Origin of the sequence: Rufibacter radiotolerans, assembly GCF_001078055.1 — a bacterium.
Lineage (GTDB): Bacteria > Bacteroidota > Bacteroidia > Cytophagales > Hymenobacteraceae > Nibribacter > Nibribacter radiotolerans.
Genome location: NZ_CP010777.1, coordinates 2,720,359 through 2,738,033 on the forward strand (window position 1 = coordinate 2,720,359; position 17,675 = coordinate 2,738,033).

Below are 17,675 nucleotides of genomic sequence, written 5' to 3' on the forward strand. Positions count from 1 at the left end.
CAGCTATTATCTATAGGTAGAACACCACGCAAAGGGTAAAGTTTCAACTAATAGTACGGAGAAATCATCAGGTACACCAGGACCCCAGTAATGGCCACATACAACCAAAGCGGGAAGGTCCATCTGGAAACCCGCTTATGCCTTACAAATTGCTCAGACACAGCAAAGTACACAGACAGCAATACTAACGGAACGATAACGGCCGCCAGAATGATATGCGTGATGAGGATAAAGTAATAAACCATTTTAAGCGCTCCCTCGCCACCATAAGTGGTAGGTGCCGCCTGGTAATGGTAGGTCACATAGGAGATCAAAAAGAAGGTGGAGAGCACGAAGGCCGTGACCATGGCAAACCGGTGGTAGCGCCAGTTCTGTCGCTTTATCTGGTAATAGCCTATGATAAGGGAGATGGCGGTCAAAGAATTCAGGACCGCGTGCAGCTTGGGCAGAAAAGAAACATCCAGGTCACCTAACTTGCCGGTCTGGGGCATAAAGAGAAGAAAAGATACCAGAAGCGGTACCACTATAGAAAGGATAGCAATTAAAACCAGGTACCGACTGTCTGCAGGGTTACTTTTCGTCTTTTTTTCCATTACTATTCTTGTCTTCAGAAAGAAGCACGTTTAATTCAGTGATCAAGCGGTCAACCTCACCCGCGTCTGTTCCATCATAGATCCCGCGCACATGCCGCTGCCGGTCTACCAGGAAAAGGCTTTTCTGCAGCTGCACCAAAGAAGAGTCTTTGTCTGGCGCCGCCGCCGGAAAAGTAAAACCATTCTGGATAAGTTGTTGCATCTGCTCCGGCTTCCCTGTCAAGAAAACCCAGGTCTCTGGCCTGGCCCTAAAACTTTGTGCGTACTTCTGCAGCACAGACACACTGTCTTGTTGGGGTTGCAAAGAGAAAGAAAGGATTTTTACGTCTGGCTGAAGCCGGAAGGCATCTTGCACCCGGGCTAATTGGGTACTTACCTGTTTGCAGTTCCCCTGGCAGGCTGCATAAAAGAAATTAGCCACATATATTTTCCCTTGAACGTCCTCTTGGGAAAAGGAGGAGCCGGTCTGGGAGATGAGTTGGAAATCTGGCACTTGCCGGTACAAGGTGTCATAACGCCACTTCCCCTCTACCAGGGTGCTGTCTGTAGACACCGGAAAATACGTCTGAAGCGAAAATCTATTCACCCCAAACACCTTAAGAAACAAAAACGCTAGTACGGGTACTAACAAAAGGGTACCCAGTACCAGCGTTTTCTTTGGACTCATTTACTTGAAATAGTTGAAGACAGACTCTCCGTAAAAAGTACCTTCTACTAAAAGGGCAACCAATAACCAAACCAATAAAGCGGTAGGAATCAATACTGACCATATTAAGCCTTTGGTCTCATGCTTTAAGTGCATGAACTCACCTACAATATAAAAGGCTTTAAAAAGGGTTAGGATAATAAAAATTGCATTCCTCAGTGTACCCGGGTCCATCATGAACGCGAATGCGAACTCAATAGCAGTAAGAGTGCAAAGGATGAAAAAGGTTTTCCAGATTACTTTGGTCTGTGCTTTCGGGATTTCTCCGGCGTGGCCAAAGTTTTCCGTATGATTTGAATGTGATGCCATATCTATGCAGTTTTTAACAAGTCAAACAATTACACTAGGTAGAAGAAGGTAAACACGAATACCCAAACCAAGTCTACAAAGTGCCAGTAAAGACCTACTTTCTCTACCATTTCATAGTGTCCTCTTCTGTGGTACACACCATTAACGGTGTTGATGAAGATCATGATCAACAAGATTACTCCACTTAAAACGTGGGTACCATGGAAACCAGTGATAAAGAAGAATAAGTCGGCAAACAAGGGCGGGCCATACTGGTTCACCACCAGGTTGGCGCCGTGCACAACAGTTCCGTCGGCTAGCTTCATGCCGTCTTCAGTACCGGAGATAAAGTGAGTCCACTCCCACGCCTGGCAACCCAAGAACATTGACCCGAACAGGATAGTCCACAACAACCATTTCTGTACATCATTTTTATCCATTCTGTGGCCTGCTTCCACGGCTAGTACCATGGTCACGGAAGAAAGGATCAAAATCATGGTCATTAAGGCCACAAAAGCCAAAGGCCAATCCATACCATGGAAGAATGGGAAGGCGTTGAATACCTTGTCAGGAATTGGCCACCACTCGGTAGAGAAGGTGAAAGCATCATGCGTTCCTTCATAGGCCTGGTGTCTATGACGGGCTAATCCGTAGGTTGTTAAGAAAGCGCCAAAGGTAAAAGCATCTGACAGGAGGAAAAACCACATCATCAGTTTGCCATAACTTGCCTTAAACGGCTCATTCCCGCCATCCCAGGTACCGGTGTTTGGCTGCTCAAAGGTTGTTGTTTGTGACATATGTGTTACAGAATTATTAATGGTTCAAGACTAAGAAAATATACAGGTAAATCCACAAAGCCCCCAGGAAGTGCCAATACATTGTGCACAACTCAATACGGGTAAGATTACGGGAATGCACCCTGTACTTAAGCGCCGAAATTACTACAATTATTAGAAAAACTAAGCCTGTGATTAAGTGAAATGCGTGCACTCCAGTTAATACATACAGAAAAGAACCTGAAGGGTTGGAGGTGCTACCCCCAAAGAAGACCTTATTGGCAACTAATTCGCCCCAGCCTATCCATTGGCCTACCAGAAAAGCTGTACCTGCCGCTATGGTTAGCACCAAGGCAATTCTAAGGTTCTTTACGTTATCCTTCTGGGCAGAAATTAACGCCCATTGCATAAACACACTGCTTAGAATAATGATGGCCGTGTTGAACAACAGGATATTAGGCAAATCAAACTCTAGCCAGTTCCCCTCTTCGCGCCGCACAATGTAGGCACTGGTGAAGGCCGCAAACATCATCACGATGCTTACAATCAAGAGCCAAAGCATAAACTTCAGCGGGTTAACCCGGCGTTGCACCGGTTGTATTTCTGTATCTGTAGTCATTTGTATGGTTTGCATATGAAAGTGTTATAATTTGTCCACTACAAAGGCAATCTGAACAATTGGCAGGTATAAAAATGACCCAAACATGATATTCATGGCAGCCCGCTTGGAGCAGGTATGCATGAGATAGAACGTTTGCATCAGAAACAAGGCCCCGCAAACCACCGCTATAAACGCAGACGTTTTGCCCGCCATCCCAAACTGAAGCGGCAACAGCCCCAACGGAATAAGCAACAGCGTGTAGATCATGATCTGAATAGCGGTCTTCAGGTTCTTTCCTCCTGCCATAGGAAGCATCTTGAACCCGGCCTTTTTATAGTCATCATCCAAGACCCAGGCAATTGCCCAGAAATGAGGAAACTGCCAGATAAACTGAATCCCGAACAAGATCCAGGCCTCCACGCCTAAATATCCGGTACCTGCCACCCATCCTATCATAGGAGGCAATGCCCCTGGTATGGCCCCTACAAAAACACAGATTGGGGAAATGCGCTTTAAGGGTGTATAGAAGAACCCGTACAGCAGCAAGCCCAGGAAAGACAAAGCCGAGGCCAGCCAGTTAAAATATAGCCCTAAGAGCGTTAACCCGGCTACACCTAGCAACACGCAATAGATAATTGCCTCCTGCACCGTAACCGCTCCGGTAGGAAGCGGACGCTTGGCGGTCCTTTTCATTAACTTATCCAGATCCTTCTCCAGCACCTGGTTGATAATATTGGCAGACCCCGTTACCAGCAAGCCACCTAACATAACCAACCCGGTACTTATCCAATTGGCATCTGGTCTCCCCAAAAGAAAACCAATTGCACTGGAAAAAGCGACCGTGGTAGAAAGCCGGAACTTAAGAAGCTGAAAATACGCGGTTGCTTTGGTCATAGCCGATGATGTCTGGGCACTGGATGTTACGTCTTGTACGTACATAAACGTGATTATGCCACCAATTCGGGTGAAGCTTGGTAAGGTTTGTAAGTGTAATAATAAGTGATCAACAACCAGAACTGTAATCCGAACAAAATTGTACCGAATACCAAATGTAATGGCTGTGCAAATGCCGGTAGAGCCAAATAGGAAAGGATGATACCTAATAAAATTTCAATCACAATTACCCCCAGCACACCTTTTGTGATGCAGAGCAGCCGTTGGTTCCCTGTTTTCTTAACTGCGTAAAACAAGACTACATTCAACAAGACAACCAAAATAGAGGCAGACCGGTGAACATAAAAAGAGAGACCCAATTGATCTATCCAGGATTCGCGGCCTAGGTTATTCAGGTTAAACGAAACCATGTCTACCTCTTCCCTTACCTGCGTCCCTAAAATCACCTGAAGGAACGTTAAGACCAGTACGGTAGCAATTAAGCCTTTCACATTACCTGACGGAGCCTGGACATTGGCCCATAACTGCTCTCTGTGTACCCGCTCTACTATGTAGATCAGTAAAGCCAGCAAAACCAGGGCCAAGGCCATGTGCAGCGTCACCATTTCTGGTAATAGGTTGGTAGAAACTACCAGTGAACCCAACCACCCCTGAAAAGCAACCAGCAGAAAAGAGAGCAAAGCTCCCCAGAACACCTTAGGGTCAGATTTAAAGAAAGGGATGGCGTACAGAACGGTTAAGAAGATAAGGAACCCAATTAATACCCCCACTAACCGGTTCACATATTCAATCCAGGTTTTGGTGGCATTGAACTCCGTTTCAATATATTGAGACGGATGGGCAAATATTTCTTTTGCTACTCTTGTAAAACCTAAATTCTGCAGGAGCTGGCCAATGCGTTCATTTTTCTGAATCCGTTTCTCCTTGTACACTTCCAGGTAATCTGGAGGCAACTGGCTTAAACTAGTGGGGGGGACCCACGACCCGAAACACTTTGGCCAGTCTGGACAACCCATACCTGACCCCGTACTCCGGACGATCCCCCCTACTAAGATTAAAAAATAAACAGAAGCAATGGTGAGTACTCCTACCCTTCTAAACCTTTTAGTACTAAAAGATTTACTTCCCATGCTTTATTCGAAATCCCTCTCGTGCGGCAAGTTAGAAGACTGCGTCTGGGAGAAAGGTACGTTCTGAGGAATAAAGTCTTCAGGAGCACCTGGCTTACTATAGTCATAAGGCCATCTGTACACCACTGGAAGTGGTCCTGGCCAGTTACCGTGACCTGGGTTGACCGGAGTGGTCCACTCAAGCGTGTTTGACTTCCAAGGGTTCTCTGTGGCTCTTCTGCCTTTGAAAATGCTGTAGAAGAAGTTAAACAAGAAGAAGAACTGAGCAGCAAAAGAAATTACCGCAGCTACCGTAATGAACGTGTTCATGTTCATGAAGGTGCTGAAGGTATCAAATCCAGTCCAGGTGTAATATCTTCTTGGGAAACCAGCTATACCAATGTAGTGCATCGGCATGAAGATCAGGTAAACCCCTGCAAAGGTGATCCAGAAGTGCAGGTAACCTAATTTTTCATCCATCATACGACCAAACATTTTAGGGAACCAGTGGTAAACACCGGCAAACATACCAAAGAAGGCCGCTGAACCCATTACCAAGTGAAAGTGAGCCACTACGAAATACGTATCGTGTAACTGGATATCCAACGCCGAGTTACCTAAAATGATACCCGTAACCCCGCCTGAGATAAACAAAGAAACGAAAGCCACGGAGAACAACATGGCGGGAGTAAAGTTGATATTACCCCTCCAGAGAGTAGCAATCCAGTTAAACACTTTCACCGCAGATGGCACCGCAATTATAAGCGTTAGGAACATGAACACAGATCCCAGGAACGGGTTCATGCCAGAGACGAACATATGGTGAGCCCATACCACAAAGGATAGCAAGGCAATACCTAACATGGAGCCAATCATAGCACGGTAACCGAAAATTGGTTTACGTGCATTGGTAGCGATGACCTCAGATACAATACCAAACGTAGGCAGAATCACGATGTACACCTCAGGATGACCAAGGAACCAGAACAAGTGCTGAAACAGGACCGGGCTTCCCCCTGTGTGTGAAAGGGCCTCCCCTGCGACATAAATATCAGATAAGAAGAAGCTGGTTCCAAAGCTACGATCAAAGATCAAAAGAAGGGCCGCAGAGAAAAGTACCGGGAATGCCAATAACCCAAGGACAGCCGTCAGGAAGAAGGCCCAGATGGTCAAAGGTAATTTAGACATGGAAAGACCACGGGTCCGCAAGTTAATTACGGTGGTAATATAGTTTACCCCACCCAAAAGCTGGGAGATGATAAACAAAGCCATACTTACCAACCACATGGTCATACCTGCGCCAGAGCCAGATATAGCCTGAGGCAAAGCACTTAGTGGCGGGTAAACCGTCCACCCGCCTGCGGCAGGACCCGTCTCCAGGAAGATGGAATAGAACATTATCACGCTGGCGATAAAGAAGAACCAGAAAGAAAGCATGTTCATAAATCCAGATGCCATATCACGGGCACCAATCTGCAGAGGAATAAGGAAGTTACTGAATGTTCCGCTTAGACCGGCTGTCAATACAAAGAATACCATGATGGTTCCGTGCATTGTTACAAGCGCCAGGTAGAACTCAGGGTTAAGCTTTCCACCTTCTACCCATTTTCCTAGAAATGGCTCTAGGAAAGTAAAGGTAGCATCTGGGAAACCTAACTGTAAACGGAAAAGGCTGGAGAAGGTACCGCCAATGATTGCCCAGAAAATACCCGCAAACAGGAACTGCTTAGCAATTACTTTATGGTCCTGGCTGAAGATGTACTTCTCAAGGAAACTCTGATCATGATGGTCATCATGATGATCATCGTGCTCTAAGTGCACATCCTTATGTAATGAAATATCCGTACTAGACATACAATACTGTTAATAATTTATAACTATTGTTTTGGAGCAGAGCTGTTGGCAGCGCCTGCGGCATCTGAAGAATTAAGCGCTACAGCTGTGCTGTCAGTGGCAGATCCTTGTAGTTGCTTGGCAAAGGTTTTCGCTTGTTGAGTAGCTACCCATTTCTGGTACTCTTCCGGTTCGTCCACAATCATGGTCATCTTCATGGCAAAGTGACCACGACCACAAACTTCTGTACAGGCTAACTCATAATTGAAGTCAGGATTACCGGTCTCGGTCTGCATTTCAGAAGTTGTCTTGGTAGGAATAAACCAGAAGGAAGTAGGCATACCTGGTACAGCGTCCATCTTCACTCTAAAGTGGGGAAGGAACACACTGTGGATTACGTCTCTGGCTCTGATCTTCAACAAAACCGGCTGGCCTTTTGGCACGTGGAAAGCACTTGGCTCTGCCGGGAAGTCATCCTGGGCGTTTTTATCAGTCAGGTCCAAACCAAATTCGTTGGTGGCATCAATAAGCGTATGCTTTACCAAACCCAATTTGTTGTCTCCACCTGGGTAACGCACTAACCAGTTAAACTGCTTACCCATTATCTCCACCACCACAGCGCTCTCTGGAGCTGGGCTGGTAATTTTAGCCCAGGTTTTCCATCCAGAGAATACAAGAAGTGCCATTACAATAGCCGGTATAACCGTCCAGATAATCTCTACCTTGTTGTTATGTGGATAATAATAGGCTCGTTTTCCTTCTTTGTGTTGGTACCGGTAAGAATAAACGAACAAGAGGATATGAGTCAAAACAAACACAAATCCAATAACAGCCATTGTTAACCAGAACATGCTGTCAATATCAATGCCGTGCTCAGACGCCACCGGAAGGATCATGTCCTTCTGGGAATCCATAAAGGACCAGATGAACAAGCCTCCCATTACAAAGAAGAATACCAACATTAAGGCGGCGTTCACTCTGTTGCTCTTTCCTATGTCTTTCCGGTAACTTCCTTTGAAGATAGAAGCCAACACCTGAATTTTGAAAAGCAGGTACAGGATGACCAGTAAAAGGATGATTGATAGTGCTACTGCAATCGTAATCATTATCCGAATCTTTAAATTTAGTCTTAAACGTGATGGTGAACACTCTCCTCCAGGAACGGATGGTTCACTGGAACCAATGGTGCTTTGCTTAATTCCTTGGTGAATCTTAACAAGAAGATACCCAGGAAAGTAAGAGCAGTACCAATTTCAATCAGTCCAAAGCCACTCTCGCCCCGCATAGTTCCAGGCATGATCATCAGATAGAAGTCAAACCAGTGCCCGATCAGGATAGCAATACAAACAATCTTTAACATGATCATTTGACGCTTTGCATCTCTTGTCATTAAAACAAGGAAAGGGAAGGCAAAGTTTATCAAAAGGTTGAAGAATAATATCCAGGTGTAATGGTTGTTGTAGGCGCCCATACGCTCTTGGAAGTATAACACTTCTTCAGGAAGGTTGGCATACCAATACAACATGAATTGGGAGAACCAGATATAGGTCCAGAAAATGCTGAAACCGAAGATGAATTTACCTAAGTCATGCAAGTGGTTAGCAGTAACCATTGGCAAATAACCGGCTTGCTTCAGGAAGATGATGGTCAAGGTTACGGCAGCTATTCCAGATACCCACCAGCTGGCAAATACATACCAACCAAACATAGTACTGAACCAGTGAGGGTCAATGGAAAGAACCCAGTCCCAGGCTGACATAGAAGAAGTAACCCCAAAGATTACAAGAAAGGCGGCGCTCAGGCGGATGCTCTTGTTGTAATGGTGCAGGCCACCATTCAGGTCCTCTGCCAATGATTCATTGCGCAACCATCTGAAGAACAGGAACCACAAGGTAAAGTAAGCCACCATTCTAATCACATAGAAGGTAACGTTCAGGTACCCTGATTTGCCCGCAATAATTGGGTCATAATTAGGGTTGCCTACTTCCGTGAGGGAATGGTCTGTCCAGTGGAAAAGCGTATTGTGGCCCGTGAAAATGATTGGTAACACAAATATTAGAATCATGATGATTCCACCCACAAGGATATAGCTACCCAATGCTTCAGGAATACGCTTGATGGATGCTGACCAGCCGGCGTAGGCTACATATTGGATGGCAATCCAAAGAACACCTACTACAGATATACCGGTCAGGTACACGTTATTCAACCATAGGTTTGCCAGTAACCGCTGGCCCCAGCCTGCTGCATGGTGGGTGGCTTCTCCCCCATGTGCCTCTCCATGTCCGCCGCCACTAAAGTTAGCCGCGATGATAACACCGAGGACTAACAGAACCAGCCCAATGGCTATCATGAAGAAGAACCTATTGGTGGTTCTTTTAGAGATACTAAGTCTTTCTTCCGTTATCATTTAAAATTTACCTTTAAAGGTTAGTTACGCGTGTCCTTGGTAGGATCAGTAGTAGTACCTGTTACTGGGTTTGTGTTCTGGTCAGTGCTGGCGCCCGCTGGAGCATCGCTGGTTTGGGATCCAGTATCCTTGGCATCACCTGCCTCGGTATCTGTCACCCCTTTTTGTAATTGCTGCACGTACATAGCAATCTTCCAACGTTCCTGAGGGTTCACCTGGGTACCATGTGGCATCATCCGGCCGCGGCCATTCACAATCACGTGGTAGATATGCCCAATGGGTAAGGTAGCGTAACGGCCTTGGGTATAGTTAGGAACCCCTTTGAATTTAGCTCCTACCAAACCATCCCCTTGCCCCGTTTCACCGTGGCACGGAGAACAAAAACGAAGATAAAGCACTTTACCATCCTCCAGGTTCTTGCTAGTTCTGGCTACAGGGTTTTTAAGTTCTACGCCTGCTGTTTCAGCGCTATCTTTTGAGATATGGGTGTAAAACCCAAGTTTACCTCTGGCAATGGTATTGGCAGCAGGTACCCGCATGTTCATTCCACCGGGATTGATGGCGTTCTTATTGCCCTCTAACTGTTTTAGTGGTTCATAAGATACCGGGTGGTACATATCCGGGGCATATTCAGTACCGGGATCCTGGTTATCGCTTCCGCAAGATGCCAGAAGCGCGGAAGAAAAAAGGATCAAGGAGGCTTTAGCCCCTGTTCTAAATAAACTGTTCATTATTTAACTACCTCCTTCTCGTTAACTTCAATAGCCCCGTTGGAACGGAGAAGATCATTCAATTTGGTAATGTCAGTGCCTTCTTTCCATTCAATGGCCATTACATACTTATCATCTGTAGATCGTACGTCCATTACCGGTACTTTCATAGTTGGGCGCAAGCCGCTGATGATAAAGAACGTGATCACCATGCCAAAAGAGGCAAAAAGTACGGTTAACTCAAACGTTACCGGGATAAAAGCAGGGATTGAAATATGTGGTTTACCACCAATGATCATTGGCCAGTCAAATCCTAGCATATAAATCTGCATCCATAGAGCGAAAGAAGTTCCGCAAAGGCCACAGAAGAAAGCCACGATAGGCAACCGGGAACGCTGGATTCCTAACACATCATCAATCCCGTGGATTGGGTACGGGGAAAATACGTCATAGATTTTTGTGCCTGCCGCGCGAGTCTTTTCAATGGCGTTCAGCAGCACATCCTCGTCGTCAAATACACCGAGTATATATTTCTTACTAGTCATGTTTGTGAGAGTTGTTAGGTGCTGTGCCATGCATAGATGCGTCTGGATTGTTGGTATGGCTTACTCCAGAAGACGATTTCAAAATAGCTTTCACTTCCGCCATGTTCACTACCGGGAAGAATTTAGCAAACAGAAGGAACAAGGTAAAGAACAAGCCCATAGTTCCTACATAAATTCCCACATCAATAGAAGTTGGGGAGAACATCACCCAACTGGATGGAAGGAAGTCACGGTGCAGGGAAGTAACAATGATTACGAAACGCTCAAACCACATACCTATGTTTACGAAGATAGAGATGATGAACGTAGCGGTTAAGCTTCTGCGGATAGACCGGAACCAGAAGAGCTGTGGTGTGATTACGTTACATGTCATCATGGACCAGTAAGCCCACCAGTAAGGACCGGTAGCACGGTTAATGAAGGCATACTGCTCGTATTCCACCCCTGAGTACCAGGCAATGAAGAACTCCGTGATATAGGCCACACCTACAATAGATCCTGTTAAGGTAATTACCTTGTTCATGGATTCTACGTGCTCCAGCGTGATGTAATCTTCCAGCTTGAACACTTTGCGGGTAATAATCATCAAGGTCAGTACCATAGCAAAACCTGAGAAGATCGCACCTGCCACAAAGTAGGGAGGGAAGATAGTCGTGTGCCAGCCTGGGATTACTGACGTTGCAAAGTCCATGGATACAATGGTGTGTACCGAAAGTACCAGTGGGGTTGCTAGACCAGCCAGGATAAGGGAAACGGTTTCGTAACGAGACCAGTGCTTGGCAGAACCAGTCCAGTTGAAGCTTAGCAACGCGTAGGCTCTACGAGCGATTGGGCCTGTGGCTCTGTCACGGATAGTAGCAAAGTCTGGAATCAGACCAATGTACCAGAACACCAGGGAAACTGAGAAATAAGTACTGATCGCGAACACGTCCCAAAGAAGCGGGGAGTTGAAGTTCACCCAAAGGGAACCGAAGGTGTTTGGCAAAGGCAATACCCAGTAGGCTAACCAAGGACGACCCATGTGCAGAACCGGGAACATGGCCGCGCATATTACCGCGAAAATAGTCATCGCTTCTGCTGCGCGGTTAATGGAGGTTCTCCATTTCTGGCGGAACAAAAGTAAGATGGCCGAGATAAGGGTACCGGCGTGACCAATACCTACCCACCAAACGAAGTTGGTGATGTCCCATGCCCAACCTACCGTTTTATTTAGTCCCCACTCCCCAATACCAAACCATAAGGTACGGTACACAGAGTAGAAGAAAATCGCTAGAAAAACCAGAGAAACCCCCAGGGCCATCATCCAACGGATATTCGGCTTGGCTTCCACCTGCCGACATACGTCTTCCGTGATGTCTGCATAAGTTTTACCCCCAGTTACTAAGGGCTCTCTTATCGGAGATACGTGCTGCATATATCGTTTTGTATTAAATTAAGCGTTTCTGATTTTAGTTAAGTAGGTCACGTTTGGTTGAGTGTTCAACTCTTCCAACACATGGAAAGCACGCTCGCCTTGTTCGCGGGTCAGGATCTGAGAGATCTGGCTTTTTGGATCCAGCATATCTCCAAATACAATCGCGTTAGTTGGGCAAGACTGCGCACAGGCAGTGACGATCTCTCCGTCAACCGGACGGCGGCTTTCTTTCTTAGCTTCCAGTTTACCGTACTGAATACGCTGAACACAGAAAGAGCATTTCTCCATTACCCCACGTGAGCGAACGGTCACATCTGGGTTCAACACCATCTTACCAAGGTCATTGTTCATCTGGTAGTCGAACTTCTCATTGTTCGCATAGTTGAACCAGTTGAAACGACGAACCTTATACGGACAGTTGTTGGCGCAATAACGAGTACCTACGCAACGGTTATACACCATTTGGTTAAGACCCTCTGTGCTGTGCATGGTAGCAGCAACCGGACAAACCGTCTCACATGGAGCGTGGTTACAGTGCTGGCAAAGCATAGGCTGGAAGATAACAGAAGGGTTCTCAGATGGATCTTCCATTTTCTCAAATCCGCCGTCTTCACGGGTAGCATCACTGCTGTAGTAACGGTCAATTCTTAACCAATGCATTTCGCGGCGGTTCAGAACCTCTTGCTTACCTACTACCGGTACGTTATTCTCTACCTGGCAACCAATGGTACAGCTTCCGCAACCAATACAAGAGTTAAGGTCAATGACCATTCCCCAGTGGTGGTTCTTATACTCATAATCCTGCCACAAAGATATTTTCTGAGGTTTCTCAGGACCATCTGGCGTAGCAATACGGATATACTCAGTTACACTCTTAGGGTCTTTCTTGTAGTTAGCCAGGGTGTTTTCCTGCACTACAATACGGCCCATTACTGTATGGTGGGTCTGAGTCTGGGCTATTGGCTTATCTGCTCCGGTTTTGGAAATTTCCACCCCTGCTGCAGAGTAAAGCACCGCTCCGTTGGCCACTGTTGCCAATGGATATACGTTTGCTCCTACGTTGTCAGCGGCTGGACCGGCAGCCTTACGGCCGTAGCCAATGGCAATACCAATAGTATCCTGCGCCTGACCTGGCTGAACCAAAACAGGCAGCTCAATAGACTCTTTGCCTTTTACCGTAACGCGTACGATATCATTTTGCTCAAGCGATAGCTTTTTAGCCAATGCTTGAGACATGGTTACGTAATTGTCCCAGGTAGCTTTGGTAATAGGATCAGACATCTCCTGCAACCAAGGATTGTTGGCTTCTACACCTGGTCCTATGGCTACTTTCTCATAGATAGCCAGTTCAATACCTTTGGCATTGTTACGAGCAGTTCCATTTACGCCTGTTGCAGCGGCGGCCAGGGTAATAGGGGCTACAGTAGTTGTAGGGTTGTTGGCACCGGTAGAACCAGTTGCCACCCCATCGTGCACTGCTTTATCCCAGGCTGCACCTGTTCCTACAATACCAGCCCAGTTCTTCTGGATGGTGGAGTAATAATCAGAGGTAGATCCACTCCACTTAAGAAGCGTGTCCTGTGCTTGTCTGGTGTCAAAAATAGTAGTGATGGTAGGCTGAGCTAAGCTCAGGAAACCTTTCTTAGGCTCATAGTCATTCCAAGACTCCAGGTAGTGGCTGTCTGGGCAAACGTATTCTACCAATTTTGCTGTCTCATCCGCGCGGTCAGCAAAAGAGATTTTCACCTTCACTTTGCTTAAGCCAGTAACCAACCGCTTGCTCAGCGGGTGGTCATATACTGGGTTGGCACCGTAGAATATAACGGCACCTACAGACCCGGCATTCATCTCATTGATCAAACGGATCATCTGAGCATCATCCCCCTGACGCACGTAAGAAGGAGCATTAGGATTAATGGTAGTTCCTAAAGCACCTAAAGAGGAGTTCATGGCGGCTACCAATGCCTGTACAGCAGGATCATTTGAATCTGAAACCACCAGGGCTTTGCCACGGTTGGCTAGCAATTCTTTTGCAGCGGCATCAATTTGCTTGGCAGCCGTGGTAGAAGGAGCCTGAATAGCTGTTCCACCTGCTCCGCCAGCTACTTTATTATATAAAGCGGCAGCTACTGCACCATACTCAGAAGGTTTGATAGGCACACGAACGTCGGCGTTAGAGCCGGTAAGCGTCATGTTAGTCTCAAACTGGTAATGACGAGACATTACCGGACGGTCAGCAGTGATTTTACGGTTAGTAATGTATTGCTTCGCGTATTCCACCGGAGATAACCAGGTACCCAGGAAATCGGCACCAAGGCTCACAATGACCATGGCCTTGCTGAAATCATACCCAGGAACGGTGCCACCATTCGCTCTTAAAAGCGCTGCCGATGACTTTGGATCATAGGTTACATGCTCAAAAGAAGGGAATTGAGCGCCAAACTGGCGGATAACCGTTTTGGTGCTTGGGCTGATGATGGTGTTAGAAACGATGGCTACTTTTCCGGCAGCACCCGTCAGACGGGTACGTACCTCCTGGTCAATTTTCTCCCAGGTAGCTTTCTTTCCCTGAATGGTTGGGTATTGCAGACGGTTGTTGTCATACAAGCTCAACACAGAGGCCTGCGCTCTTGGGCTAAGGCCACCTTTGGTAAGTGGGGAAAGTGGGTTACCTTCTAACTTGATAGGTCTCCCCTCTCTGGTCTTCACCAGAACACTGTTATAGTCGCTGCCATTGAAGTAAGAAGAGGCATACCAGTTGGGCACACCCGGCTCTACTTCTTCCGGCTTATGAAGGTAAGGGATAGCCTTTCTTACCGGTGCCTCACAAGAAGCAAGGGTAACGGCAGCTACACCAAAACCTAACAGTTTTAAGAAATCACGTCTTGGAGCCACCTCAGAGGCAGACTCTGATCCGCTGGCTTCACTTACTGGCAGGAACTCAGGGAACTCATTATGAGCATGCTTCTGGAATTCCGGAGTGTTGTTTAACTCCTCTACCCCTCTCCAGTATTTAATTGTTTCTTGCATATATCTCAAAAACTCAAATTCAGGATATGGAATTGATTAGTAGTGGCACTTTGAACATTCTGTACCACCGTTAGACGCAACAATAAAGGCGCCTTTAGACTGCTTCTCATGCAACTTCACCAGGTTGTCATAATAGGCATTGCCTTCGGTATTGAGAGGAGTGTTGCGGTGACAGTCAATACACCAGCCCATAGTAAGCGGTGAATGCTGGGCAACCACTTCCATGGTCTCAATTGGGCCGTGGCAAGTCTGGCACTCTACGCCACCCACCTTGGTGTGCTGTGAGTGGTTGAAGTAAGCCAGGTCAGGCAGGTTGTGTACCCGCACCCACTCAATTGGCTTGTTGTTTTCAATAGCCCGGTAAATCTTCTGGATCTCCGGTGACTCCTTCTTGATCTGGCTATGGCAGTTCATACAGATGTTAGCCGAAGGAATATTGGCACTGGCACTCTTATAGACAGAGGTGTGGCAATAGTTACAGTTGATCTGGTGATCACCGGCGTGCAGTTTATGCGAGAAAGCGATAGGCTGTCTTGGAGCATATCCCTGCTGGATTCCTACTCCCATCACTTCATCCAGGGTAAGGTCAATTAATACCACGGCCAGGATCAAACCTGCAATCACGCGAACTGCCTTTGATTTGTAGATATTGGCCCAGTTGGTACGCTGCTCCAGCATTTCACGCTCGGCACCGGTCATATCCTGCTTGTTAGCCAGATAGTTCCGCAGGATAGAGGCAATGATAAGGAGCGTAATCACCAATACGATTAACACTACTACTAAAGCAATCAGCAACAGGTCCATGGCACCGCCTAGGTTACCTATCGCATTCTCGCCTACCTTCTCGCCTGGCGTAGCTCCTTCAACGCCACCTGGTGAAGTAGCGGCGGCCACAGGGGCGGCGCTTTCCTGCTCCAGGTAAGCCAAGATAGAATCAATCTCATCATCTGAGAAGGCAAAAGAAGGCATCTGCTGCTTTGAGTATTGGTTAAAAACGGCAACAGCGTCTTTGTCACCGCTTTGGATCAAAGCACTAGAGTTCTTGATCCATTTGTGCAACCAATCCTTTGATCTTCTTTTCCCTACATCCTTCAAACCAGGACCAACTACCACATCAGAGCCAGCAGAGTGACACTGAACGCAGTTGTTTTTGAAAAGGGTACTACCTGCGTCAATGACACCGGCATCTGCACCACCGCCAGCTGCGGGCGCCGCAGAACCTGGCGTTACACCCGCAGTCTCTACCTGAGCCTGCTCCGGCGCCTGTGCAAAGGCGGCAGAAAGGACAAAGAAGAAGAAGAGAAAAGGGAGTAGAAAGGTATATTTTGCTCTCTTTTTACAGCTAATCATAGCTTAATGTAGTGTTAAGAATAGTGAAAGTACATTATGGGCACAAAGCTACTACCCACATACCATTAATCAAACACAATATTCCTTATTTTTGCCTGTCAAAATCACCGCCTAAAATGACCTTAATCATTTGATAAAGCTCTCAATACAGCCCATTTAGGGCCTATTTAGAACATTTATAAATTACTTGACTTCGGCACTCCCTCTCTGGTAGACGCCCGTTTTCCCGCATTCTCCGATCGTCTATATTTCCTCTCACCTGGCTGGCTCTCTGCCTTATTTCTCTTATAAAATAATACAACTACTATTAATAATTCAAAATTTTCAAATGTATCTCCTAGTACTAGCTTAATTTATTACAATTGCCCCTTTGTGTTACCAAATTTAAGTTAGGAGCAAGAGTGATCGGCCCAAAATCCCTACCACATTTTGGTCCTGATGGAGCATTTGGGTAAATGAGGCTTTTACTAACCTTACTCAGACTGAAAGCTATACTAAGACGAAGTGACACCGGTAGACCGGTTATTGGATTTCGATTCTATAATGGTGTAGCTAGCTCACTATATTATATTGAGTCCCTCTGAATTATGACACCTTATATATAAGGAGTATGAAAATAGCAGTGGGAGTTTTTAAAATCCCTACTGTGGTTTTGCCTTAGTTTCAGAAAAACGGCCCATAAACGGAAAATGGCGCCTCAGTACCTGTACTTTATCTGCGCACATTTTTGTTTTCTCTCTTATTTCGGCTTACCTTTGCCCCTTCGAACCAAAAAATCATTTAACCAAATGACTTCAAAAAATTACGAAGTTCTTTTCATCATGACCCCGTTGTTGAACGAGGTGCAGATGCAAGAGACGGTCGAGAAGTTCAGACAGGTGCTTAAGGAAAATAGCGCCGACATTATCCATGAGGAGAACTGGGGTCTTAAAAAACTGGCTTACCCAATCCAGAAAAAGAACACTGGTTTCTATCACCTCATAGAGTTCACAGGTCCGTCTACCGTAGTAGATCCTTTGGAACTTGCATTCCGCCGCGATGAAAAAATCATCCGTTTCTTAACCACCGTTCTTGATAAGCACGCAATTGCTTACAATGAGCGCCGTAGAAACGGTGAATTCAAATCATCTAAAAAAGAGAAGGAGGCCCAAGCATCATGAGTTTAGTAAACGAAAAAATCCACAAGCAAGACACGCGCAAAAAGTACTGCCGTTTCAAGAAAAACGGAATCCAGTACATTGACTACAAAGACGGTAACTTCTTATTGAAGTTCGTGAACGAGCAAGGCAAACTATTGCCCCGCCGTTTAACTGGAACCAGCTTGAAGTTCCAGCGCCGTGTATCTCAGGCCGTTGCCAGAGCACGCCACTTGGCTATTTTGCCTTACGTAACGGATTCTTTAAAATAAGGAGGTAA

At 46.3% G+C, this 17,675-nt stretch carries 17 protein-coding genes; 2 read left to right on the top strand and 15 right to left on the bottom strand.

From position 1 onward, the window contains the following. Nucleotides 1-47: 47 nt before the first annotated feature. Genes TH63_RS11310 through TH63_RS11380 form a run of 15 tightly spaced genes read right to left on the bottom strand, consistent with a single transcriptional unit; the run spans nt 48 to nt 16,259 of the window. Entirely contained in the window at nt 48-593 is a 546-nt protein-coding gene (locus TH63_RS11310) for a DUF420 domain-containing protein (protein ID WP_048921031.1), read from the bottom strand. Beyond that, nucleotides 571-1,260 carry an SCO family protein gene (locus TH63_RS11315; protein WP_048921032.1) on the bottom strand — a complete coding sequence of 230 codons (690 nt, stop codon included), beginning with the start codon at nt 1,258-1,260 and terminating at the stop codon, nt 571-573. Before TH63_RS11315 ends, TH63_RS11310 begins: the two co-directional genes overlap by 23 nt. Next, nucleotides 1,261-1,608: a cytochrome C oxidase subunit IV family protein gene (locus tag TH63_RS11320; protein WP_048921033.1), complete on the bottom strand. Its 348-nt coding sequence runs from the start codon at nt 1,606-1,608 to the stop codon at nt 1,261-1,263. Nucleotides 1,609-1,637: 29 nt separating this feature from the next. Then, nucleotides 1,638-2,384 (bottom strand): cytochrome c oxidase subunit 3, encoded by a 747-nt coding sequence (locus TH63_RS11325; RefSeq protein WP_048921034.1) that lies wholly within the window; start codon nt 2,382-2,384, stop codon nt 1,638-1,640. 16 nt (nt 2,385-2,400) lie between these two features. Next, entirely contained in the window at nt 2,401-2,997 is a 597-nt protein-coding gene (locus TH63_RS11330) for a cytochrome c oxidase subunit 3 (RefSeq protein ID WP_048921035.1), read from the bottom strand. Nucleotides 2,998-3,006: 9 nt separating this feature from the next. Beyond that, nucleotides 3,007-3,858: a heme o synthase gene (gene cyoE, locus TH63_RS11335; protein WP_048922775.1), complete on the bottom strand. Its 852-nt coding sequence runs from the start codon at nt 3,856-3,858 to the stop codon at nt 3,007-3,009. Nucleotides 3,859-3,911: 53 nt separating this feature from the next. After that, nucleotides 3,912-4,988 carry a COX15/CtaA family protein gene (locus TH63_RS11340; RefSeq protein ID WP_048921036.1) on the bottom strand — a complete coding sequence of 359 codons (1,077 nt, stop codon included), beginning with the start codon at nt 4,986-4,988 and terminating at the stop codon, nt 3,912-3,914. Nucleotides 4,989-4,991: 3 nt separating this feature from the next. Continuing rightward, entirely contained in the window at nt 4,992-6,821 is a 1,830-nt protein-coding gene (locus TH63_RS11345) for a cytochrome c oxidase subunit I (RefSeq protein WP_048921037.1), read from the bottom strand. 23 nt (nt 6,822-6,844) lie between these two features. Continuing rightward, nucleotides 6,845-7,906, bottom strand: a complete 1,062-nt coding sequence (locus TH63_RS11350; RefSeq protein WP_053093791.1) for a cytochrome c oxidase subunit II — start codon at nt 7,904-7,906, stop codon at nt 6,845-6,847. Between the two features lie 23 nt (nt 7,907-7,929). Next, complete coding sequence (locus TH63_RS11355; protein WP_048921038.1) at nt 7,930-9,210, bottom strand: hypothetical protein; 1,281 nt, start codon at nt 9,208-9,210, stop codon at nt 7,930-7,932. Nucleotides 9,211-9,230: 20 nt separating this feature from the next. Beyond that, on the bottom strand, nt 9,231-9,941 hold the full coding sequence (locus tag TH63_RS11360; protein ID WP_048921039.1) for a c-type cytochrome: 711 nt from the start codon (nt 9,939-9,941) through the stop codon (nt 9,231-9,233). After that, nucleotides 9,941-10,465 (bottom strand): DUF3341 domain-containing protein, encoded by a 525-nt coding sequence (locus tag TH63_RS11365; protein WP_048921040.1) that lies wholly within the window; start codon nt 10,463-10,465, stop codon nt 9,941-9,943. Before TH63_RS11365 ends, TH63_RS11360 begins: the two co-directional genes overlap by 1 nt. Next, a complete protein-coding gene (nrfD, locus tag TH63_RS11370) occupies nt 10,458-11,879 on the bottom strand; it encodes an NrfD/PsrC family molybdoenzyme membrane anchor subunit (RefSeq protein WP_048921041.1) in 1,422 nt (473 codons plus the stop codon). The genes TH63_RS11365 and nrfD overlap by 8 nt, the downstream gene beginning before the upstream one ends. Before the next feature lie 18 nt (nt 11,880-11,897). Continuing rightward, on the bottom strand, nt 11,898-14,909 hold the full coding sequence (locus tag TH63_RS11375) for a TAT-variant-translocated molybdopterin oxidoreductase (protein ID WP_048921042.1): 3,012 nt from the start codon (nt 14,907-14,909) through the stop codon (nt 11,898-11,900). 36 nt (nt 14,910-14,945) lie between these two features. After that, the gene (locus TH63_RS11380; RefSeq protein WP_082161650.1) at nt 14,946-16,259 is read right to left on the bottom strand and encodes a c-type cytochrome; all 1,314 of its coding nucleotides are present in this window, start codon (nt 16,257-16,259) and stop codon (nt 14,946-14,948) included. Between the two features lie 788 nt (nt 16,260-17,047). Between TH63_RS11380 and rpsF the strand changes: the two genes are divergently transcribed. Together rpsF and rpsR are read left to right on the top strand one after the other, a co-directional pair. Beyond that, nucleotides 17,048-17,419 carry a 30S ribosomal protein S6 gene (gene rpsF / locus TH63_RS11385; protein WP_048921043.1) on the top strand — a complete coding sequence of 124 codons (372 nt, stop codon included), beginning with the start codon at nt 17,048-17,050 and terminating at the stop codon, nt 17,417-17,419. Then, nucleotides 17,416-17,667 (top strand): 30S ribosomal protein S18, encoded by a 252-nt coding sequence (rpsR, locus tag TH63_RS11390; RefSeq protein WP_048921044.1) that lies wholly within the window; start codon nt 17,416-17,418, stop codon nt 17,665-17,667. Before rpsF ends, rpsR begins: the two co-directional genes overlap by 4 nt. Nucleotides 17,668-17,675 lie beyond the last annotated feature (8 nt).